Annotated in this window: 21 protein-coding genes; 12 read left to right on the top strand and 9 right to left on the bottom strand. The window is 61.2% G+C overall.

The window, feature by feature from the left end; all coding sequences use genetic code 11:
• Positions 1-81 precede the first annotated feature (81 nt).
• The 4 genes from U3654_RS02800 (at position 82) to U3654_RS02785 (ending at position 3,736) form a co-directional block, all read left to right on the top strand.
• A complete protein-coding gene (locus tag U3654_RS02800; protein ID WP_416384545.1) occupies positions 82-996 on the top strand; it encodes a metal ABC transporter substrate-binding protein in 915 nt (304 codons plus the stop codon).
• 102 nt (positions 997-1,098) lie between these two features.
• Positions 1,099-2,013 (top strand): manganese/iron ABC transporter ATP-binding protein, encoded by a 915-nt coding sequence (locus U3654_RS02795; RefSeq protein ID WP_324753840.1) that lies wholly within the window; start codon positions 1,099-1,101, stop codon positions 2,011-2,013.
• Positions 2,010-2,894 carry a metal ABC transporter permease gene (locus U3654_RS02790; protein ID WP_324753839.1) on the top strand — a complete coding sequence of 295 codons (885 nt, stop codon included), beginning with the start codon at positions 2,010-2,012 and terminating at the stop codon, positions 2,892-2,894. Before U3654_RS02795 ends, U3654_RS02790 begins: the two co-directional genes overlap by 4 nt.
• Positions 2,891-3,736, top strand: coding sequence for a metal ABC transporter permease (locus tag U3654_RS02785; RefSeq protein ID WP_324753838.1), 846 nt, complete (start codon positions 2,891-2,893; stop codon positions 3,734-3,736). The genes U3654_RS02790 and U3654_RS02785 overlap by 4 nt, the downstream gene beginning before the upstream one ends.
• 114 nt (positions 3,737-3,850) lie before the next feature.
• On the opposite strand, the gene U3654_RS02780 is transcribed toward U3654_RS02785, so the two are convergent.
• Both U3654_RS02780 and greA read right to left on the bottom strand, forming a co-directional pair.
• Positions 3,851-4,894 carry a hypothetical protein gene (locus U3654_RS02780; protein WP_324753837.1) on the bottom strand — a complete coding sequence of 348 codons (1,044 nt, stop codon included), beginning with the start codon at positions 4,892-4,894 and terminating at the stop codon, positions 3,851-3,853.
• 16 nt (positions 4,895-4,910) lie between these two features.
• Positions 4,911-5,381 carry a transcription elongation factor GreA gene (gene greA, locus U3654_RS02775; RefSeq protein ID WP_324753836.1) on the bottom strand — a complete coding sequence of 157 codons (471 nt, stop codon included), beginning with the start codon at positions 5,379-5,381 and terminating at the stop codon, positions 4,911-4,913.
• A gap of 259 nt (positions 5,382-5,640) precedes the next feature.
• On the opposite strand from greA, the gene U3654_RS02770 reads away from it, so the two are divergent.
• The 3 genes from U3654_RS02770 (at position 5,641) to U3654_RS02760 (ending at position 10,106) form a co-directional block, all read left to right on the top strand.
• Positions 5,641-7,290, top strand: a complete 1,650-nt coding sequence (locus tag U3654_RS02770; protein WP_324753835.1) for an electron transfer flavoprotein-ubiquinone oxidoreductase — start codon at positions 5,641-5,643, stop codon at positions 7,288-7,290.
• A 238-nt stretch (positions 7,291-7,528) separates the two neighbouring features.
• Positions 7,529-9,244 (top strand): tetratricopeptide repeat protein, encoded by a 1,716-nt coding sequence (locus U3654_RS02765; RefSeq protein ID WP_324753834.1) that lies wholly within the window; start codon positions 7,529-7,531, stop codon positions 9,242-9,244.
• A complete protein-coding gene (locus U3654_RS02760; protein ID WP_324753833.1) occupies positions 9,231-10,106 on the top strand; it encodes a 4-(cytidine 5'-diphospho)-2-C-methyl-D-erythritol kinase in 876 nt (291 codons plus the stop codon). The genes U3654_RS02765 and U3654_RS02760 overlap by 14 nt, the downstream gene beginning before the upstream one ends.
• A gap of 8 nt (positions 10,107-10,114) precedes the next feature.
• On the opposite strand, the gene U3654_RS02755 is transcribed toward U3654_RS02760, so the two are convergent.
• Positions 10,115-11,101 carry a polyprenyl synthetase family protein gene (locus U3654_RS02755; protein ID WP_324753832.1) on the bottom strand — a complete coding sequence of 329 codons (987 nt, stop codon included), beginning with the start codon at positions 11,099-11,101 and terminating at the stop codon, positions 10,115-10,117.
• A 70-nt stretch (positions 11,102-11,171) separates the two neighbouring features.
• Here U3654_RS02755 and U3654_RS02750 point away from each other — a divergent pair, with 70 nt between their 5' ends.
• Positions 11,172-11,393: a DUF2007 domain-containing protein gene (locus U3654_RS02750; RefSeq protein WP_324753831.1), complete on the top strand. Its 222-nt coding sequence runs from the start codon at positions 11,172-11,174 to the stop codon at positions 11,391-11,393.
• 138 nt (positions 11,394-11,531) lie between these two features.
• Entirely contained in the window at positions 11,532-11,699 is a 168-nt protein-coding gene (locus U3654_RS02745; protein WP_324753830.1) for a YdcH family protein, read from the top strand.
• Positions 11,700-11,772: 73 nt separating this feature from the next.
• On the opposite strand, the gene phbB is transcribed toward U3654_RS02745, so the two are convergent.
• The 3 genes from phbB to U3654_RS02730 form a co-directional block, all read right to left on the bottom strand.
• Entirely contained in the window at positions 11,773-12,495 is a 723-nt protein-coding gene (phbB, locus tag U3654_RS02740; protein WP_324753829.1) for an acetoacetyl-CoA reductase, read from the bottom strand.
• Between the two features lie 208 nt (positions 12,496-12,703).
• On the bottom strand, positions 12,704-13,879 hold the full coding sequence (locus tag U3654_RS02735) for an acetyl-CoA C-acetyltransferase (RefSeq protein WP_324753828.1): 1,176 nt from the start codon (positions 13,877-13,879) through the stop codon (positions 12,704-12,706).
• 151 nt (positions 13,880-14,030) lie between these two features.
• Positions 14,031-14,873 carry an EAL domain-containing protein gene (locus tag U3654_RS02730; protein WP_324753827.1) on the bottom strand — a complete coding sequence of 281 codons (843 nt, stop codon included), beginning with the start codon at positions 14,871-14,873 and terminating at the stop codon, positions 14,031-14,033.
• Between the two features lie 88 nt (positions 14,874-14,961).
• On the opposite strand from U3654_RS02730, the gene U3654_RS02725 reads away from it, so the two are divergent.
• Complete coding sequence (locus U3654_RS02725) at positions 14,962-15,549, top strand: DNA-3-methyladenine glycosylase I (RefSeq protein WP_324753826.1); 588 nt, start codon at positions 14,962-14,964, stop codon at positions 15,547-15,549.
• A gap of 236 nt (positions 15,550-15,785) precedes the next feature.
• Entirely contained in the window at positions 15,786-17,285 is a 1,500-nt protein-coding gene (locus tag U3654_RS02720) for a D-alanyl-D-alanine carboxypeptidase family protein (protein ID WP_324753825.1), read from the top strand.
• A 345-nt stretch (positions 17,286-17,630) separates the two neighbouring features.
• Here U3654_RS02720 and U3654_RS02715 read toward each other — a convergent pair whose 3' ends face one another.
• Positions 17,631-18,515 carry a LysR family transcriptional regulator gene (locus U3654_RS02715; protein ID WP_324753824.1) on the bottom strand — a complete coding sequence of 295 codons (885 nt, stop codon included), beginning with the start codon at positions 18,513-18,515 and terminating at the stop codon, positions 17,631-17,633.
• Positions 18,516-18,616: 101 nt separating this feature from the next.
• Between U3654_RS02715 and U3654_RS02710 the strand changes: the two genes are divergently transcribed.
• Positions 18,617-18,757: a hypothetical protein gene (locus tag U3654_RS02710; protein ID WP_324753823.1), complete on the top strand. Its 141-nt coding sequence runs from the start codon at positions 18,617-18,619 to the stop codon at positions 18,755-18,757.
• A gap of 83 nt (positions 18,758-18,840) precedes the next feature.
• On the opposite strand, the gene U3654_RS02705 is transcribed toward U3654_RS02710, so the two are convergent.
• Both U3654_RS02705 and U3654_RS02700 read right to left on the bottom strand, forming a co-directional pair.
• On the bottom strand, positions 18,841-20,439 hold the full coding sequence (locus U3654_RS02705; RefSeq protein ID WP_324753822.1) for an ABC transporter ATP-binding protein: 1,599 nt from the start codon (positions 20,437-20,439) through the stop codon (positions 18,841-18,843).
• A complete protein-coding gene (locus U3654_RS02700) occupies positions 20,436-21,542 on the bottom strand; it encodes an ABC transporter permease (RefSeq protein ID WP_324753821.1) in 1,107 nt (368 codons plus the stop codon). Before U3654_RS02700 ends, U3654_RS02705 begins: the two co-directional genes overlap by 4 nt.
• Between the last annotated feature and the right edge of the window lie 3 nt (positions 21,543-21,545).

Genomic DNA, 21,545 nt, shown 5'->3' with positions numbered 1-21,545 from the left:
GCGAATGATTATCATTTAGCTTGAATCTTGCGAGTGCTTCGCATCTACACTATGTCACCTTCAATCTAACCGAGGCTGACAATGACAGGATTTTTCCGCGCATCTACGGTTGCCGCTCTGGCGATGACCACCGCGCTGTGCGCCCCCGGCGCATTTGCCGATAACGATGCGCCAATGAAGGTCGTCACCACCTTCACCATCCTGCAGGACATGGCCCAGAACGTCGCCGGAGACGCCGCCGAAGTGGTGTCCATCACCAAGCCGGGGGCCGAGATTCATGGTTACGATCCAACGCCGCAGGACATCGTGCGCGCCTCCGGCGCCGATTTAATCCTCTACAACGGCCTCAACCTCGAGCTGTGGTTTGAGCAGTTTCTGGTCAATCTGGGCGATATTCCCTCGGCCACGCTGACAGACGGCATCGAAGCGATCTCGATCTCGTCCGGCTCTTACGAGGGCAAGGCGAACCCGCATGCCTGGATGGGCGTCGATAACGCACTGATCTATATCGACAACATAGCCGCAGCCTTTGCCGAGCATGACCCAGACAACGCACACATCTACAAAGCCAACGCCGACGCTTACAAACAGCAGATCACCGATGAGATGCGCCCCCTGCGCGAGCGCGTGGCCCAGATTCCCCAAGAGGACCGCTGGCTGGTCACCTGTGAGGGCGCGTTCAGCTACCTTGCTCGTGATTTCGGCATGAAAGAGCTCTATCTGTGGCCGATGAACGCCGATCAGGTCGGCACGCCCCAACAGGTGCGCAAGGTCATCGACGGCGTGCGCGACAACGACATTCCGGTCGTCTTTTGCGAGAGTACGGTCAACACCGACCCGGCCAAGCAGGTCGCGCGCGAGACCGGCGCAGAATATGGCGGTGAGCTATATGTCGACAGCCTGAGCGAGGCAGACGGCCCGGTGCCGACCTATCTTGACCTGTTGCGCGTCGATGCCGAGACGATCGCAAACGCCCTGGCACCGAACGCCCAGTAGGGCGCCGGGCGCGATCCATGACCCCGAACGGTCGCACGCCACCCCGGCCTGCGGCGGCATCCATCCCCGCCGATGCGCGGCACCAGACCGAGGATATCCCAGATGCTGGACCAGACACTGCCTAACACGCACGACACCAGCGAGGGTGGGCCTGCAGGCGGCATCATGGCCAAGGATGTCACGGTAACCTACCGCAACGGACTTACTGCCCTGCGAAATGCCACATTCGAGATACCGCGCGGCACGATCACCGGACTGGTCGGGGTCAACGGCGCGGGGAAATCTACGCTGTTCAAGGCGATCATGGGGTTCGTCCCCGCCGCCAGCGGCGAAATCCGCCTGTTGGGCAAATCCGTCAAAGAGGCGCTGGCCGCCAATCTGGTGGCCTATGTGCCCCAATCCGAAGAGGTCGACTGGGCCTTTCCGGTGCTGGTCGAGGACGTGGTGATGATGGGTCGCTATGGCCACATGGGCTTCCTGCGCCGCCCCCGCGCCGCCGATCACGAGGCAGTCAGCGAGGCGCTGGCCCGTGTGGGAATGAGCGATTATCGCAAGCGTCAGATCGGCGAACTGTCTGGTGGTCAGCGCAAGCGCGTGTTCCTCGCCCGATCCCTCGCACAGGATGGTCAGGTGATCCTGCTGGACGAGCCGTTCACCGGCGTCGACGTCAAAACCGAAGAGCAGATCGTCGCCCTGCTGCGCGAATTGCGCGATGAGGGTCGCGTGATGCTGGTATCCACCCACAACCTCGGTTCGGTTCCTGAATTCTGCGACCGCACAGTGCTGGTCAAGGGCACGGTCCTAGCCTTCGGGCCGACCGACGAGGTGTTCACCCGCGAGAACCTAGAAGAGGCGTTCGGCGGTGTGCTGCGTCACTTTACTCTTGGCGGGGACGAGCTGCACGACGACGACGATCCGCGCGAGTTGCGCATCATCACCGATGATGAGCGCCCGTTCGTGCATTACGGCGAGCGGCGCAAGAAATCCACCGTAGCCAAGCCGGACGGTTCCAAATGATCGACCTCCTGCTAGAGCCATTTTCCTATAGCTACATGTTCAACGCAATGTGGGTATCGGCGCTGACAGGCGGTGTTTGTGCATTCCTGTCATGCTACCTCATGCTCAAGGGCTGGTCGCTGATCGGCGACGCGCTCAGCCATTCGGTCGTACCCGGAGTTGCCGGGGCCTACATGCTGGGCCTGCCCTTTGCGCTGGGGGCGTTCATCGCTGGCGGGCTGGCGGCAGGTGCAATGCTGTTCCTGTCTGGTCGTTCGGGCCTGAAAATCGACGTGATCATCGGCATCATATTCACGTCTTTCTTCGGAATCGGCCTCTTCATGATGTCGCTGTCGCCGATGTCGGTCAGTATCCAGACCATCATAATGGGCAACATTCTGGCCATTACGCCTGAGGATACGTTGCAGCTGGCGATCATCGGGTTCGTGGCGCTGGCCGTGCTGCTTGCCAAATGGAAGGACCTGATGGTCGTCTTCTTTGACGAAAACCACGCTCGCACCATCGGCCTGCGCCCCGACCTGCTAAAGCTTGTCTTCTTTGCCCTGCTGTCGGCTGCCGTCGTCGCGGCGATGATCACCGTCGGCGCATTCCTCGTGATCGCGCTAGTCGTGACGCCGGGGGCAACGGCCTATCTGCTATGTGACCGCTTTCCGCGCCTGATCGTGGTGTCGGTGGCAATCGGCACGATCACCAGCTTTGTAGGGGCCTATGCCAGCTACTTCCTTGACGGTGCCACCGGCGGCATCATCGTGGCACTGCAAACGGCGATCTTCCTTCTTGCCTTCTTTTTCGCGCCCAAACACGGAATGGTGGCCGCGCGGCGCAGGGCTGTCGCTGCCTTGACCGACGCACCCGCGCCAGCGCAGGGGGCAAGGACATGATCGACACACTCCTTCTGCCCTTTCAGTTCCCGTTCATGCAGAACGCGTTCTGGATCGCGCTTATGGTCGCGCCACCGACGGCGCTGCTGTCGTGCTTTCTGGTGCTCAAGGGGTGGGCGTTGATGGGCGATGCGGTCAGCCACGCCACCCTGCCGGGCATCGTGCTGGCATGGATGCTGGGCCTGCCGCTGATCGTCGGCGCGTTCGCGGCGGGGATGACCTGCGCGCTGCTAACCGGGTATCTGTCTCATAACAGCCGGGTCAAGCAGGACACGGTGATGGGCGTCGTCTTCTCGGGCATGTTCGGCATAGGCATCATCATGTACACGTCGATCCACACGAACGAGCATCTCGACCACATCCTCTTTGGCAACATGCTGGGCGTCGGGGTCAAGGATCTGTGGACGTCGGGCCTTATCGCCATCGCGGTGTCGGGCCTGCTGGCCCTCAAATGGCGCGACCTGCTGCTACACGCCTTCGATCCAGCACAGGCGCAGGCATCGGGCCTCAGAACGAACCTGCTGCATTATGGCCTGCTGTCTGCGCTGTCGTTGACCATCGTGGCGACGCTCAGCTCGGTCGGCCTGATTCTGGCCGTTGCCCTTCTGGTCACGCCCGGCGCTATCGCATTCCTCACGGTGCGCAGCTTTGGCCGGATGCTATGGGTGTCGGTGCTGGTCTGTGCCGCGTCGATGCTGGGTGGCACCTATGTCAGCTTTTTCCTTGATTCGGCCCCCGCCGCGACAATCGTGCTGGTCCTGACGGCGATCTTCGTACTGGCGTTTCTGCGCCGCCTGTCGATCACGCGCCGCACGTCTCGGATGGCCGCGCAAGGGGGCTGAGGGCACGCACACAGCGACCAAACAGAGCTATTTCAGTCAAGAAAGAACACTGCTCCCGCACTTTCATTGTTCTTGAAAGTACTCAAATGCAGTCGCTCACAACCAACTAGACGCTTAGTCGAACGTGCCCGCCACCCGGCCCAGCAGCATAAAGGCCCGCGCGGTCCGAGTATCCGACAAATCAGAGATGTCGCTGTCGCTTGCTTCGTCGGCAAAGCTGCTGAACATCTGATCGAATCGGCGCAGGAAATGATGCGCAGCGTCGCGAAAGATCGGATCGCTCTTCATTCGCGCCGCTGCCAGCGCAAGGGACGAGCGATCGCGAATACCGCCCAGCGCCGCGATGGCGCGGCCACGCGCGCCTCCGGCAAAGCTACGCCAGATTTCAGGGCGGGCCATGTCAGGGCGCAGATCGTCCATGTAGATTCCGTCCTGGCTGAGCAGGGTCAGCACATCCTGCGCCGCTTGAATCAGCTGCGCGGTCGACCGATCCTTTAGCGCGCGGCGTAGCGCGGCAAAGCCCAGCTTGTCCTCGGCGGTTTCGGGAAAGTTCAGCGCACGGATAAAATCTGCGCGCTCCAGCGGCGGGCGTATCTCTTCGGCGGGGGTGCCCAGCGGCAGCGCAACCTGCGCATCGTCGTCCGGCGCAAGCTGCGCTGGCCCGGGCGCCGTCGCATGGGGCGGCAGCACCGACGGCAGCGGGCGACTGGACGAAAATGTGGCCAGCGCCGTTTCGGTTTTGCGCTGCGCCGCCGCAATCTCGTCCAGCTTGCGCGCGACGGAATTCTGCCCGCCACCCGGCGCGACCAGTGCCTGACTCTGAGTCAAGTAGGACTTGCGGATCGCGTCAATGGCTGCATGCAGGCGCGCGCTTTCTTCTCGCATGACGCGCGCTGTGCGCGCCGCGGTGGCCGCGACCCAGATCATCGCTACGGGAAGGAAAATCACCAGCGCGGTGATCAGGAAGCCCAGCGCGCCGTCTGAGCTGCCGAGGCCGAACACCGCAAAGACGACCGCGCCCAGCACCAGCCACAGCACCGACAGAACGAGCGCCGCGACCTCGGTGCCTGACAGGCGCAGCTGCGCAACATTCGCAGCCTTGCCAGTCGCAGTCTTGGCTGTCGCGATCCTGCCAGCGGGGCTGTTGGAAGTGGGCATCAAAGGGGCGCCTTAATCAAATATACTGGATCTTGAGCACTTCGTAGGCGCGATCGCCGCCGGGGGTGCGCACCTCGACGCTATCACCCTCATCCTTGCCGATCAGGGCGCGGGCGATGGGCGATTTGATGTTGAGCAGGCCCTTTTCGATATTCGCCTCATGCTCGCCCACGATCTGCCAAGTCTTTTCTTCGTCGGTATCCTCGTCGACCAGCGTGACGGTCGCGCCGAACTTGATCGTACCCGACAGCTTCTTTGGGTCGATCACTTCGGCGAGGCCCAGCGCGCCTTCCAGCTCCTTGACGCGCCCCTCGATAAAGCTCTGCTTTTCGCGGGCCGAATGGTATTCGGCATTCTCGGACAGATCGCCATGCTCGCGCGCCTCGGCGATGGCACGGATGATCGCCGGCCGCTCGACCGATTTAAGCTGTTTCAGCTCGGCGCCCAGTGCGTCATTGCCCGCGCGTGTCATTGGAAACTTTTCCATGGTATTCCCTCAATCGGCAAAGCGGCCCCTGCCGCGCTGGCCGTCTTTTGTCTGTTCATTCGCTCCAAGGATGACCCCAGCGCGCGCGGCTTTGCAATAGGCCATCCGCTATGCGCGCGCAATCGCGCAGCACCAGCGGCGAAAAGTCGTTTTGCACTATGCGCCGCGTCGTGTTTGAATTGACGCACCCCTGCGCGGCGCGCTAGGCACATGCGCAAATAAGCTGCCCCGCTGTGGCCGCAATCGAAAGGAAATTCGGATGTCCGACTCGGCACGCGAGACGATGGAATATGACGTTGTAATCGTAGGCGCTGGCCCCGCTGGTCTTAGCGCCGCGATCCGGCTCAAGCAGATGGACGCGGAACTGGACGTCGTCGTGTTGGAAAAGGGCAGCGAAGTGGGCGCGCATATCCTGTCGGGCGCAGTGCTGGATCCTGTCGGACTAAACCGCCTCATCCCCGACTGGAAGGAAAAGGGCGCGCCGCTGACCGTGCCGGTCAAGGACGACAACTTTTATCTGCTGGGCGAAGGCGGCAAGCTCCGCATCCCGAATTTCCCCATGCCCAAGCTGATGAGCAACCACGGCAATTACATCGTTTCGATGGGAAATGTCTGTCGCTGGATGGCCGAACAGGCCGAGGAACTGGGCGTCGAAGTCTTTCCCGGTATGTCCTGTTCTGAGCTGGTTTACGCCGAGGACGGCAGCATCAAGGGCGTCGTCGCCGGTGAATTCGGGCGTAATCCTGACGGCAGCGAGGGGCCGAATTACGAACCGGGTATGGAGCTGCACGGCAAATACGTATTCCTCGGTGAGGGTGTGCGCGGCTCGCTGGCCAAGCAGGTGATGCAAAAGTTCGACCTGTCCAAGGGGCACGATCCGCAGAAATTCGGCCTCGGCATGAAGGAAATCTGGGAGATCGATCCCGAAAAGCACCGCGAAGGCAGCGTCACTCACACGATGGGCTGGCCGCTGGGCAAGAATGCCGGGGGCGGATCGTTTATTTATCACCTTGATAACAATCAGGTCTATGTCGGATTCGTTGTTCATCTGAACTACAAGAATCCCTACCTCTACCCCTACATGGAATTCCAGCGGTTCAAGCATCACCCGATGGTCGCCGAACTGCTCCAAGGCGGCAAGCGGGTGGCATATGGCGCGCGCGCGATCAGCGAAGGCGGCTGGCAGTCGATGCCGAAAATGGTCGCGCCGGGCGTCGCGCTGCTGGGCTGTTCTGTTGGGATGGTCAATGTGCCGCGCATCAAGGGCAACCACAACGCGATGCTGTCGGGCATGGCCGCCGCTGAGGCGGCATTCGCCGCGATCAAGGACGGGCGCAGCGGTGATGAGCTGAACGATTACGAGGCCGAAGTGCGCGGCGGCGACATAGGCAAGGACCTGAAAAAAGTCCGCAATGTCAAACCACTATGGTCTAGGCATGGCCTGATTGCGTCGCTCGCGTTGGGGGGCATGGATATGTGGACCAACAGCTTTGGCTTTACGCTGCTGGGCACGCTGAAACACGGCAAGAACGACGCGGAGGCGACCGAATTGGCCGAAAAGCACAAGAAGATTGAGTATCCCAAGCCCGATGGCAAGCTTAGCTTTGACCGACTGACGAATGTCAGCTTCTCGATGACCAATCACGAGGAAAATCAGCCTGCGCATCTCAAACTGAAGGATCCAAGTATTCCGGTTGATTTCAACCTGCCGAAATACGCGGGTCCGTCGGCGCGCTATTGCCCGGCGGGCGTTTATGAGTTCATCGAAGAAGACGGCAAACCGCCGCGCTTTCAGATCAACTTTCAGAACTGCGTGCATTGCAAAACTTGCGACATCAAGGACCCGGCCCAGAACATCAACTGGACCACACCGCAGGGCGGCGACGGGCCGAACTACCCCAACATGTAGCGCGCTGCGCACGGACATGTCATTGCCGGGCCGGCGCCGATACGCCGGGCCGCATTGCCCTTGGGCCTGCGGCGCATTACGTTGCAGCCCAAAGCGTTTCGGGTCAGCCCCGAGACAGGGATGGTCCGAAATGCGATGCACCGAACAAGCGTTGCGTGCATTTCGCGAAAATCTGCGACTCGGTTTTTCGCGAAACGCTTTAATGAGGCACGAGACAGCAAAAGCAGGGACCGCGCGCGTGACATTTCGATTTCTGACCATTCTGGCCTTGGCGGCACCGACCTATCTGGCCGCGCCAGTCATCGCCCAAGAGGCGGCGGGTGCCTACCTCGCCACGCGTCAGGCGCGCTATGACAGCGACTACGCCGCCGCAGCCAAATACGCCCTCGAGGCGCTCAAGACCGACGCCGACAATCCGCTGCTGATGGAAAGCGCGGTCGGCGCGCTGCTGGCCACTGGCGAGGTCGAGCGCGCCCTGCCCATCGCGCGGCGCATGGACGACGCGGACATCCGCAGCCAGGTCGCTCAGATGGTCCTTGTGGGCGATGATGTCGCGCAAGGCGATTACGACGCCGTCCTCGCCCGCATCGAGGCCGAACATGGCGTCGGCCCGCTGGCGGACGGCCTGATCGGTGCATGGGCCATGCTGGGCAAGGGCGACATGGCCGCGGCGCTGGAAAAGTTCGACGCTATCGCATCCGAACCGGGGCTGCGCGGCCTTGCGATTTATCACAAGGCGCTGGCGTTGGCCTCGGTCGGTGATTTCGAGAGCGCGGATAAGATTTACGCAGGCGACACCGACGGGCCGATGCAGACCACTCGCCGCAGTGTCATCGCGTGGGCCGAAGTCCTCAGCCAGCTTGAGCGCGGCGATGACGCAATTAAGGTTCTGGACGACACATTCGGCACCGACCCCGACCCACAGATCGTGGATTTGCGCGCGCGTCTGGTCGCTGGCGATGCGCTGGAACTGGGCCGGATAGAAACGCCGCAACAAGGCATCGGCGAGGTTTTCCTGTCATTGGGCATGGCCCTTCTGCAAGATACCAGCGCGGATTACGTCCTGCTATATAGCCGCATGGCCGAATATCTCGACACCACCGATGTAGACGCGCAGATTATGACCGGCGAGTTACTGGAACAGCTGGGCCGCTACGAGCTGGCAACGCAGGCTTTTGCGCGCGTGCCGCAAGACGACCCCGCATTTTATACCGCTGAGCTGGGTCGTGCCGAGGCGCTGCGCAGTGCAGGCGATCTGGAAGGCGCGATCGGGGTGGTCGCGCAGTTGCGCAAGACCCATCCTCAAGTCGCATTGGTCCACGCCTCGGCGGGCGATCTCTATCGTCAGAATGAGCAGTTCGACAAGGCCGTGACCGCCTATGATTCCGCACTTGACCTCTACGCGCAGCGCGGCGGGGACGAGCCGTGGTTCGTGTTTTACGCACGCGCCATCAGTCACGAGCGGCAGAACCAATGGAGCGAGGCCGAGGCCGATTTCCGCCGTGCGCTGGAGCTGAACCCGGACGAACCCATGGTGTTGAACTACCTTGGATATTCGCTGGTCGAGCAACATCAGAAGCTGGATGAGGCGCTGGAAATGATCGAGCGTGCCGTCGCCGCCGAACCCAATAGCGGCGCCATAGTGGACAGCCTCGGGTGGGCCCAATTCCGACTTGGCCGCTACAATGAGGCGGTCGTCACGTTGGAGCGGGCGGCGGAACTTTATGCCGTAGATCCAGTTGTCAACGACCATCTTGGCGATGCAATGTGGGCTGTGGGGCGCTTTACCGAGGCGCGGTTTCAATGGCGCCGCGCATTGTCGCTGACGGACCCTGCCAAACCCTCGCCCGATGTCGACCCCAGCCGAATTCGCAAGAAACTGGACGTCGGGCTGGATCAAGTGTTGAAAGAAGAAGACGCAAAGCCATTGAAAGTGAGCAATGATGAAGGATGAATATATCGAACACGACCATGACGAAGACACCGCCGAGGTATTTGCCCCCGCCAAGGTTAATCTGACACTACACGTGACGGGTCGACGCGACGATGGCTATCACCTTCTGGACTCGCTGGTGATGTTCGCCGATATCGGAGACACCCTCACCGTCCGCCGCGCCGATCGCACAACCCTCGAAATGACTGGCCCCATGGCCGACAAAACACCGCAGGGCGACGATAATTTGGTCATTCGTGCTGCAAACCTGATGGGCGTGACTGCGCACATCACTCTGGACAAGCGGCTGCCCATCGCGGCGGGTATCGGCGGCGGTTCAAGTGACGCGGCGGCGACGCTGCGCGCGCTGTCCAAGCTGACGGGCCAGCAAATTCCGGACGACGTGCTGCCCCTTGGCGCCGATGCCAAGGTGTGCTGCGCCGCAGATTCAGGCGCCGCGCGCATGCGTGGTATCGGCGACCGCGTGACTCCGGCCTCGGGCCTGCCTCAGTTGCACGCCGTGCTGGTTAACCCGAACCTGCAAGTGTGCACAGCCGACGTATTCGCAAAGCTCGCCAATCGCGAAAATGCCCCGATGCCGGACACACTACCGACCGGATGCGACGCCGGCGAACTGATTGCCTGGCTCGAACAGCAGCGCAACGATCTGCAAGCTCCGGCCATGGCGTTTGAGCCTGCGATCGAGCAGGTTTTTCGCGCGCTTGAGGTAACGCCCGGCTGCCTGCTGACGCGCATGTCAGGCTCTGGCGGGACATGCTTTGGCCTTTACGGCGATGCCGAAACCGCCGCATCGGCAGCGGGTCGGTTGCAGGAAAGCCATGCGGGTTGGTGGGTTGAGGCGGCGCGCCTCAACGCGACCTGAAACACGCGTCAGTTGATGCGTGAGACGACATAGCCGGCCAGATCGGCGAGGATGTCGCGCACCGGATGATCCGGCAGGATCTCAAGCGCGACGCCCGCCTTGGCCGCCCATGACAGCGCATCGACGCGCGCGGAGTCCAGCGCGCCATGCGATTGCATCAGCGCGATAGCGTGGTCCAGATCACCGTCCTGCTGATCGCCCTTTTCGATCGTGCGGCGCCAAAATGCGCGCTCGGTTGCGTCAGCCTGCGCGACGGCCTTGATGATAGGCAAGGTCAGCTTGCGCTCGCGGAAATCATCACCGATATTCTTGCCGGTCGCCGCTGTGTCGCCCTGAAAATCAAGCAGATCATCGGCGATCTGAAAGGCGATGCCCAGCGCGTCACCGTAATCATAAAGAGCGGCAGTCTGATCATCCGGCGCGCCAGCGATCACACCACCCACCTCCGTCGCCGCCGAGAACAGCGCGGCCGTCTTGCCCCGCACGACTTGCAAATAAATCTCTTCGCTTGTGGCTAGATCGCGCGCGGCGGTCAATTGCAGAACCTCGCCCTCGGCAATGGTGGCCGAGGCGTTTGCTAGGATGTCCAGCACACGCAGATTGCCCGTCTCGACCATCAACTGAAAAGACCGCGAAAACAGGTAATCACCGACTAGGATGCTGGATTTGTTGTCCCACAGCAGGTTCGCAGTGGCACGTCCGCGGCGCTGGCTGCTCTCATCCACAACATCGTCGTGCAGCAGCGTGGCGGTATGAATAAACTCGACCGTGGCGGCCAGTTTCTCGTCGTTCTCGCCGCGATAGCCGCAGATATCAGCTGCCGCCAGCGTCAGCATCGGGCGCAGCCTCTTGCCGCCTGCCCCCACTAGATGCGCCGTCACTTCGGGAATGCGGGGCGCGTGACGCGATTCCATGCGGGCGCGGATCAGCGCGCCGACAGCGTCCAGTTTAGCCTCGAACCGGGCGGCAAGCCGGTCATGCGGTTTGCTCAGCATCTGATCCACACCCACCCCAATCAACTTCGCGCTGCTCGACAAGGGCAGCCCGCGCGCCTAGATACCTCATATGAAACAGTTGATGCGCACCACCGACATGGCGACGATCGCCTTTGCTCAGGCCCTGCTTCAGGGCGAGGGTATAGCCTGCTTTGAAATGGACGTAAACATGAGCGTCCTTGAGGGAGGTATCGGTATTTTCCCCCGACGCCTGATGGTGCATCCGCACGATTGGGACGATGCCGCCCGTGCGTTGCGCGACAACGGCATTGAGGTGCATGAGGGCGCCTGAAACGCGTTGTAGCGCGGCGAGTCGCTCAATTTCTTTGCAAATATTTGCCGCTATGCTGCGCGTGCGGCGTGACAGAATGGAAATTATGTGTTGCACTACCTATGTTAGTATCACACGCCAACATAAAGGAGCGCCTTCATGAGTCTGGGTTCGCATATTGAGGAACTGAAAAGGAAACATCAGGATCTCTCGGCCAAGGTCGATCAGGCGCAGCGTGCGCCGGGTGTCAGCACTCTGGACGTAGCTGAAATGAAGAAGCAAAAATTGCGCCTGAAAGAGGAAATTGCCCGTCTTTCGGGTGTCTGATCACAGAGTCACTACAGAATAGCGAAAGGGCCGGTGCAACGCGCACCGACCCTTTTTTGTCTTTCGCTAGAGATCAGACGAAGAATTGGCCGCCATTCGCCGAAATGGTCGAACCATTAACAAAGCCCGAGCCGTCAGCAGCTAGGAACGACACGCAGCGCGCGATTTCCTCTGGCTCGCCCAGACGGCCTGCGGGAATTTGGCCGATGATTGCCTCGCGCACCTTTTCCGGCACGGCCATGACCATTTCGGTCGCAATGTAGCCGGGGCAGACGGCGTTGGCGGTGATGCCCGCGCGCGCGCCTTCTTGGGCCAGCGATTTCACAATGCCCAGATCGCCCGCTTTGGTCGCAGCATAGTTGACTTGTGCGAACTGGCCCTTTTGCCCGTTGATCGAACTGATGACGATGACGCGGCCAAACTTGCGCTCGCGCATTCCCGGCCAGACAGGATGAACCGTGTTAAAGACGCCGGTCAGATTCGTGTCGACGACCTGATGCCATTGCTCGGGCGTCATCTTGTGAAAGGGCGCATCGCGCGTGATTCCGGCATTGGCGACGACAATCTCGATCGGGCCAAGGTCCTTTTCAACCTGCGCGATGCCTGCAGCACTCTCGTCGTAGTCAGCGACGTTCCACTTATAGGTCTTGATCCCGGTTTCTTCGGTGAATTTCGCCGCAGCCTCGTCATTACCGGCATAGGTCGCGGCGACGTTGCAGCCATCCGCCTTGAGCTGTTTAGAGATCGCCGCGCCGATGCCGCGCGTGCCGCCTGTCACGAGTGCCGTTCTTGCCATGATCTTGGTCCTTCCATTCATCCATGCCAGCGAGTTAGCTAGCGCTTGAATAACTTTGTTATCGTTGCAATAGCCGGCGCGCAATATAATTGCGGCACGAAATTCGCCCTACTGTTAGCTTACTGGCGTTCCGCTGTTTCGCAAGGCGCAAAAAAGGGCACCACAAGGGTGCCCTTTCGCTAGATCGCCAGTTTTGGCGGGTAGTTGCTCAGCCGCGCTCAACACAGAGGGCGACGCCCATTCCGCCGCCGATGCACAACGTGGCAAGGCCCTTTTTCGCGCCACGGCGCTTCATCTCGAAAAGCAGCGTGTTCAGCACGCGGCAGCCCGACGCGCCGATAGGGTGGCCGATGGCGATTGCGCCGCCATTGACGTTGACGATCGCCGGATCCCAACCCATGTCCTTGTTTACGGCGCAGGCTTGTGCAGCAAATGCCTCGTTCGCCTCGACCAGATCCAGATCGCCGACGCTCCAACCCGCCTTTTCCAGTGCTTTACGGCTGGCATGGATCGGCCCGATGCCCATGATCGAGGGATCAACGCCAGCGGTAGCGTAGCTGACGATTCGCGCTAACGGCTCGATGCCGCGCTTTTCGGCCTCATCAGCGCTCATCAGCAGGGTTGCGGCGGCGCCGTCATTGATGCCGCTGGCGTTTGCGGCGGTGACGGAGCCATCCTTGGCAAAGGCCGGGCGCATCTTCTGCATGGCCTCAATCACCGCGCCGTGGCGGATATACTCATCCTTGTCGATGATCGCCTCGCCCTTGCGCGACTTGATGGTGAAGGGAATGATCTCGTCCTGAAATTTGCCGTCGTTTTGGGCTGCCTCAGCCTTGTTCTGGCTGGCAAGGGCGAATTCATCCTGCATCTCGCGGCTGATCGACCATTGATTTGCCACGTTTTCGGCCGTCTGACCCATGTGATAGCCGTTGAACGCATCCCACAGACCATCGCGGATCATCGTGTCGATCATCGACACATCGCCCATCTTGTGGCCAGCGCGCAGATGCGCGACATGGGGGCTGAGGGTCATGTTTTCCTGACCACCCGCACAAATGATGGACGCATCGCCTAGCATGATGTGCTGCGCGCCCAGCGCGACAGCGCGCAGGCCCGAGCCGCAGACCTGATTGATGCTCCAAGCCGCGCTTTCTTTTGGCAGGCCAGCGTTTATATGCGCCTGGCGCGCAGGGTTCTGCCCCTGTCCCGCGGTCAGCACTTGACCCAAGATCGTCTCGGACACCTCGCCTTTTTCAATGCCAGCGCGAGCGACGACTGCCTCCAGCACGGCGGCACCCAGATCATGGGCGGGTGTGTTCGCGAACACTCCCCCGAACGAGCCGACGGCAGTGCGCGCGGCAGATGCGATAACAACGTTGGTCATAAGATTTCCTCCACCAGAACCATATCAGGCGTCTCGGTATCGGACCATCCCGGCCCGGGTCGAAACAGCCACTTACGGATTTGATATCCCATGCGCTGCAATGCGGCAACCGGCACGATTCTGAGTCATGTGCCGCGCATCCTGTTCCGCGTCAGGCCGACGCCCGACGCTCTTCGGCGTTCAGCCACACCGGCTTGACCGAGGGTGCACCAAAATAATAGCCCTGAAGGCAATCGATACCGATGGCGGTAAGGTAGGCCGCATCCTCTGCGCGCTCGACGCTTTCGGCGACGGTGATCATGTCGAACTGTCGGCCAATTGTAGCCAATGCTGTGGTCAGCACCTGATTGTCGGTGTCCTGAGCGATGCCGCGGATGAACTGGCCGTCGATTTTTAGAATGTCGAAGTAAAAATCCTTGAGATAGCGGAACGACGTGAACCCGGCGCCGAAATCATCTAGCGCAAAGCTGACCCCGCGCTGCGACACTTCGCCCATGAAGCCTGTTACCAGTTCAGGCACCAGCATGGCCGAACTCTCGGTGATCTCGAGAATCAACCGCTCGCCCACGGTCGGATCGGCGTCGAGCCCTCGCTTTAGTATGCGTAACCAGCGGCTGTAGCCAATAGAGCGCGCGGACATATTGATCGCGAGGCGCAGAGAGCTGTGCATGGACAGCGTGCGCAGGCCCTTTTCCAGCGCGAGGCAATCGACGATGCGTCCGGTTTCGGTCGTCTCAATAGCACCGATGAATTCCTTGGCCGGGATGATGCGCCCGGTTTCGTCCAGCACGCGGATCAGCCCCTCGTAGAAGGCGGCGCGCTGGGATTGACCGGCAGGCACGACGGGCTGGTAGGCCAGCATGACCTGCTTGTGATGTACGGCATCCTCGACCATCGCGATGGTCGACTGGTCACGCTTTGAGATGGCGTAGGATAGTGGGTCACGGTGACCCGCAGGCACGTCCGCCCATTTCCCTTTGCGATTATCGGTCATAGTTCGCTCCGCTTTACGTTTGCCCAATTTGCGCCCTATGCCCTAAGGAAGATTTAAGACCGCGGAATGAATGCAGAGGATTGCGTGTATGTGCGACAGGTGCGCCTGGGCTGGGCCCGACGAGATCTATGTTGACTATCACGACACCGAATGGGGCGTACCCGAATGGGATAGTCGCGCGCTGTGGGAAAAGCTGATCCTCGACGGGTTTCAAGCGGGGTTGAGTTGGATAACCATACTGAAAAAGCGTGACAATTTCCGCACGGCCTTTGCCGGTTTTGATCCCGACATCATTGCAACATGGGGCGAGGATGACGTGCATCGTCTGCTGGCCAACGCTGGAATTATCCGCCACCGGGGCAAGATCGAGGCGACGATCGGTAATGCCCGCGCGTGGCGTCAGGTTGAGGATGAGATGGGATTCGATCAATTTTTATGGAGTTTTGTTGGTGGCGCGCCGCTGCAAAACCGCTGGCAAAGCCAGGCCGAGGTGCCGACGCACACCCCGCTTTCGACCGAAATCTCCAAGGAATTAAAGCGGCGCGGCTTTAAATTCTGTGGCCCGACGATCGTCTATGCCTTCATGGAAGCCTGTGGCCTAGTCAACGATCATGTCGTGACCTGCCCGTGTCACGACCGCGTGGCGGCGATGGCGCAACGGGGCGCAGGGGCCTGAGTCAATGGCCGCTGTTTGGGCCAAGTGCCCAACGCGAACATATTTTTGCCACATTGGCCGGTCTTGTGGATACTCGTCAATCACCCCCAAGATATGGGTGCGCATAGCTGCCACAGTGCATAAATTCTATTGAATTGAAGGCTTTATTCAAAATAGATCATGTGATACCTTAGCAGCATAATGAAAGTCAGTCGAAAAAAATTCGGCGGCGTGAGGCAGTAAAAAAGAGTGGTTCCATGAAAATTCGGAACAAGCAGCCGGTGCGGCTGGGTCTATGGGCGTTCGCTGCGCTTTGGATGTTGATCATCGTCCCGCTCAGTGCGGCGGCGGCCCCCTATGCGGCGATGGTAGTGGATGCCAGATCCGGCAAGGTTCTGCATTCCGAGAACGCGGATGCGCGATTGCATCCAGCGTCGCTGACCAAAATGATGACGCTCTATATCGCGTTCGAGGCGATCGAGCATGGTGAGATCGGGCTGGACGACCTAGTGGTCATCACCCGCGCCGCCGCCAATGAGCCCCCCAGCAAGCTGGGGCTGAAATCGGGCCAGAAGATCAGGATGCGCTATCTTGTCCGCGCCGCGGCCGTCAAATCCGCCAACGACGCCGCCACAGCCATCGGTGTGGCGATCGAGGGGTCCGAAGCTGCCTTTGCCCGCCGCATGAACCGCACGGCTCAGGCACTGGGAATGACGCGCACTACGTTCAAGAACGCGCATGGTCTGACCGAAGAGGGGCATTTGTCCACCGCGCGCGACATGACAACGATGGGGCGGCACCTGTTCTATGACTTCCCCGAATATTACAACCTGTTTTCGCGCATTACCGCCGATGCGGGCGTGCGCAAAGTCTATCACACCAACCGCAAGCTGCTGCGCGCCTACAAGGGCGCCGACGGCATCAAGACGGGCTATACCCGTGCCGCCGGTTTCAATCTGGTGGCCAGCGCCGAGAAGGGCAGCGAACGTGTCATCGCCACTGTCTTTGGCGGCCGCTCGACCGCGACGCGCAATGCGCGGGTGGCCGAGCTGCTGGATCTGGGCTTCAAGAAATCACCGACGCAGGTCGCGCTGAACCGCCCGGCCAAGCCGCGCTACATGGGCCCCGGCGGTACGCGCGTCGTGACCTCGGGCGACGTCGAAGAGCATGGCGTCGCGGGCAAGACCGTACGCCTGACAGCTGCCGCCGCCGTCAAAACCAGCCTGCGCCCCAGATCACGTCCCCTGCCCGCCGAACCGGTTCTGCTCGCCGCAAAGAACGACATCGAAATGGCGCTGATGGCCGCGCAGCAGGCAGATATTGCCGCCGTGGTCGCCTCAGTGGTCGAGCAGCCCATCGCCGAGCAGCCTGCCCAACCCCAGAAGACCGCCGCCGTGGCCAAGGTGCAACCCACCACGATCAAGCCTGTGCGGCGCCCCGAGGGCCTGACCCTCGCCAGCCTTCAGGTCGGCGACGAAGATCCGGTGCAGGAAGTCGTCACGCGCCTGTCGACCTCCGGCGGGGGCAACTGGGGCATCAACGTGGGCCGCTTTCCCAGCCAGTATGCCGCGCGCAAGATCCTACTGAAAACCGCGCTCAGCGAGATGAGCACGCTTGACGGCTCGCTGCGCAAGGTCATTCGCCGCCCAAACGGGTTCGACGCCAATTTCATGGGGCTGACGCGCGAGACCGCCGACCTGGCCTGTCGCCGCCTGCAATCGCGCCAATTCACCTGCTTTATGATCGAGCCGGGCTGATCCACCCCACTTCGCCAACGTATCAGCAAGGCGCGAGGCACCCCCTCGCGCCTTTCTTTGTTACGGCACGCGATGTTACGTCCCCACCCATTTAACCCCATCGCCCTTGGCTTGGTCCCACTCCGGACGGGTATCCCAATCAAGAATAGCGGCAACACAACGTCAGGTGCCGTCACGCCAGATCCCCCTTTTTCGGAAATCAAGTTCCGTCGCGGCTCCAATCTGGACGTTATCAACGTCGCCCTCGATCAAGGGGCGGAGGTGCCGACCATCCAAGTCATCATCGCAGTTCCTGTCCTTTCACCGGGTTGTCATGGCGCCTAGGCCCCGGCTTAGCGATCCCTCTCAGTTCGCCACGTCCGGCGTCTTCTGCCCGCGCAGCCAACGCAGGAATGCCTTGGCCTGCGGGCGCATCACGCCGGGGCGCGTGACGATGAAATACCCCGTCTCACCCGCATCTCGAAACAGGATGCGCAGCCGCCCCGCCGCCACATCGGCCTCGACCGAAGAACTGGTCATCACCGCGATCCCGTGGCCTGCGCGCGCGCCGTCCAGCATCAGGTTGCCCGGCACCTGCGTCACCGACGTGCCGCGCATCTCATCCAGCCCAGCACGAAACATCCAGTCCGACGCGGGGTTGTGATCCAGCTCTGCCAGCCAAGGATACTCCCGCAGTTCTTCGCGCGTTTCAAAGCAGCGATCACCAACCAGCGCCGGGGCAGCCGTAACGACGATATCAGTCGAGACCAGCAGTTCCGACTCCAGCCCGTCCCACGTGCCAAGGCCAAATCGGATCGCAATATCTACGCCGCCCGGTGCCGGATTGGCGCGCTGCGGCGAGGGATGCACCATCAGATCGACACCCGGATGGCGTGCCTGAAAATCGCGCAAACGTGGCATCAGCCAAGCGGCGGCGAATTGCGGCGTCGTTGATATCTGTAAGGGCCGCTGCGCATCTGCGCCGGTCAGCGCAGCAGCCCGCTGCGCAATAAGGCCAAAGCCCTCGCCCAGTGCCTCGGCCAATTGCTGCCCCTCGGGCGTCAGCGCCAGCCCCCGGCCCTCGCGCCGAACCAGCGACAGCCCCATATGCGCCTCCAGCGTTTTGACCTGCTGGCTGATCGCCGCGTGGCTGACGTTCAATGCCGTGCCCGCCCCACTGGCCGATCCAGTCTGCGCCAGCGCCGCAAAGGCACGCAACGCGGTAAGCGGAGGAAGGGCGTGCCAATCCATATGTTAGATTTCCTTACATTAGCGAATTCTTTCAGACTCGCAGTTTGGCACGCAAAGGCGCATGTGTATAGGACATCACCAACCCGCGAGAGGAACGCACCATGCTGAACATCTTTGCCAAATCTTTCATGACTGCCGCTCGCCAGCCCGAACCCAAGGGCCATCAGGGCAGCGGCGCCCGGTTCGACACACGCAAGGACGCCGAAATCGAAGCGCACACGACCGCACGGCGTCGTGACTGACGCCTACCGCGCCGCGCCGCCCCACTGGCCATGGCGTTGGCGGCGCTGGTGCAAACCGACCGGCCCGCTACAAAAGGGTGCTTTCAAGCGGGGCGTTGTCCCGCTGGATTGAGCGCGGCACGTAGCAGGGCGCGCGCATAATCAGTCTGCGGGCGCTCGAACAGGTCCTCGGCGTTGCCCGCCTCGATCACGTCGCCCTGCTTCATCACAATGATCTTGTGACTCATCGCGCGCACAACGGTGAGGTCGTGGCTGATGAACAGATAGGCCAGCCCGTATTTGACCTGCAACCGGCGCAGCAGGTCCACGATCTGCACCTGCACAGTCATGTCCAGCGCGCTTGTCGGTTCGTCCAGCACCAGCAGCTTGGGCCGCAGGATCATAGCACGCGCGATCGCAATGCGCTGGCGCTGCCCGCCCGAAAATTCGTGCGGATAGCGATCCATCGAGTTGCGCGGCATCTCGACCTCGTCCAGCACTTCGCCGACCAGATCGCGAACCGGACGTCCGTCGGGATTACCATGCACGCCCAGCCCCTCGGCGATGATCTCGGCGCAGGTCATGCGCGGGGACAGGCTGCCGTAAGGATCCTGAAACACGATCTGCATGTCGGCCCGGCGGCGGCGAAGCTGCCGCGTCGACCAGCGATTCACGTCCTCGCCGCAAAATGTGATGCGCCCGTCCGAACCGATCAAACGCATGATTGCCAGCGCCAGTGTCGTCTTGCCCGAACCGGATTCGCCGACGATGCCCAGCGTCTCGCCCGCGCGAACGGATATACTGGCATCGTTGACGGCCTTCACGTGACCGACCGTCTTTTTCAGAAATCCCTTCTGGATAGGGAACCATACGCGCAAATTCTCGGTCTCGACGATTACCGGCGCGTCCTCGGGCACAGGATCAGGCCGCCCCACCGCCTGCGCCCCCAGCAGCTTGCGCGTATAGGCGTGCTGCGGATTGGCAAACACCTCGGCCGTTGGCCCGGCCTCGACGATATGCCCGTCCTTCATCACGCAGACCTTGTCGGCGATCCGTTGAACGATGGTCAGATCGTGCGTGATAAAGAGCAGCCCCATGTCCCGGCTCTTTAACTCGGCCAACAGGTCTAGGATCTGCGCCTGAATGGTTACGTCCAACGCCGTCGTCGGCTCGTCCGCGATCAGGATGTCGGGTTCGTTCGCCAGCGCCATCGCGATCATCACGCGCTGCCGCTGCCCCCCGGACAACTGATGTGGATAAGCGCCAAGGCGGCTCTCGGCGTCGCGGATGCCCACCTCGGTCAGCAGCTCGATGATCCGCGCGCGTGCCGCATCACCGGTCAGCCCTTGGTGCAGCGCCAGCGATTCGGCCAACTGCTTTTCCAGCGTGTGCAACGGGTTGAGTGACGTCATCGGCTCTTGAAAAATAAAGCTGATGTCGTTGCCGCGAACCTTGCGCAGCAGACGCGCAGGCGCGCCGATCATCTCCTGCCCGTCATAGCGGACTGATCCGCTAACTTCGGCAGAATCCCCCAGCAAAGACACGGTGCTAAGCGCCGTAACGGACTTGCCCGACCCGCTTTCCCCCACCAGCGCGACAGTTTCGCCCCGATCCACGGTAAAGCTGACACCCTGCACCGCCGGGGTCAGTTGCCCATCCTGACGAAAGGCAATTGTCAGGTTCTCGACCGTCAGAAGGCTCATTGAAAGGTCTTTCTGGGATCGAACGCATCACGCACGCCCTCAAAGATAAACACCAACAGAGACAGCATGATCGCAAAGGCGAAAAACGCGGTAAAGGCCAGCCACGGGGCCTGCAAGTTCTGCTTGGCCTGCAACGTCAACTCGCCCAAGGAGGGCGACGATGACGGCAGGCCAAAGCCCAGAAAATCGAGGCCAGCCAGCAGGGAAATCGTGCCGGTGATGACAAAGGGCAGCATGGTGAGCGTAGCCACCATCGCATTGGGCAGCATGTGGCGGAACATGATCCGCCCGTTGCTGACGCCCAGCGCCTTGGCCGCGCGCACATATTCCAGATTGCGCGCGCGCAGGAATTCCGCCCGCACGACGCCGACCAACGCCATCCAGCCGAACAAGACGGTTATAGCGACCAGCAGCCAAAACCCCCGCGGCAAGATCGCGAAGAGGATGATGATGACATATAGCTGCGGCGTCGCGGCCCAAATCTCGATAAAGCGTTGGAACGTCAGGTCCAGCCAGCCGCCGAAATAGCCCTGCACAGCGCCCGCCGCGATCCCGACGACCGAGGCAAGTGTCGTGACGATCAGCGTGAAAAGCACCGACAGCCGAAAGCCGTAGATCACCCGCGCCAGCACGTCGCGCTTGGTATTATCCGTGCCCAGCAGGTTCTGCGCATTTGGTGGCAGCGGAGCCGCGCCGGGCCGATCAACGGGCGTGTTATAACTATAGGGAATAGGCGGCCAGATGGCCCAGCCGCTCTGGATATCCTCGCCCTCGACGACCCCATCGGCAGCATCGGCAATCACCCCTTCGGGATCATCGAAACAGGTATCCAGCCCGCCTGACGCGATCAGGCAGCGCACCTCGGGATCGCGATAAACCGCCTCGGTCCTGAAATCGCCGCCGAACGCCGTCTCGGGATAGAAGTTAAAGACCGGCGTATAGAACTCGCCGCGATACTGAACCAGAATCGGCTTGTCGTTCGCCAGAAACTCGGCGAACAGGCTTAGCCCAAAAATGATCGTAAACAGGATCAACGACCAGAACGCGCGCCGGTTACGCCGGAAATTGCGCCATCGGCGCTGATTGAGCGGAGATAGGGCCATGCC

Source organism: Roseovarius sp. Pro17 (assembly GCF_035599575.1).
GTDB lineage: Bacteria > Pseudomonadota > Alphaproteobacteria > Rhodobacterales > Rhodobacteraceae > Roseovarius.
The sequence above is the reverse complement of the archived record's forward strand: the minus strand, read 5'-3'. Positions and strand labels throughout refer to the sequence as shown.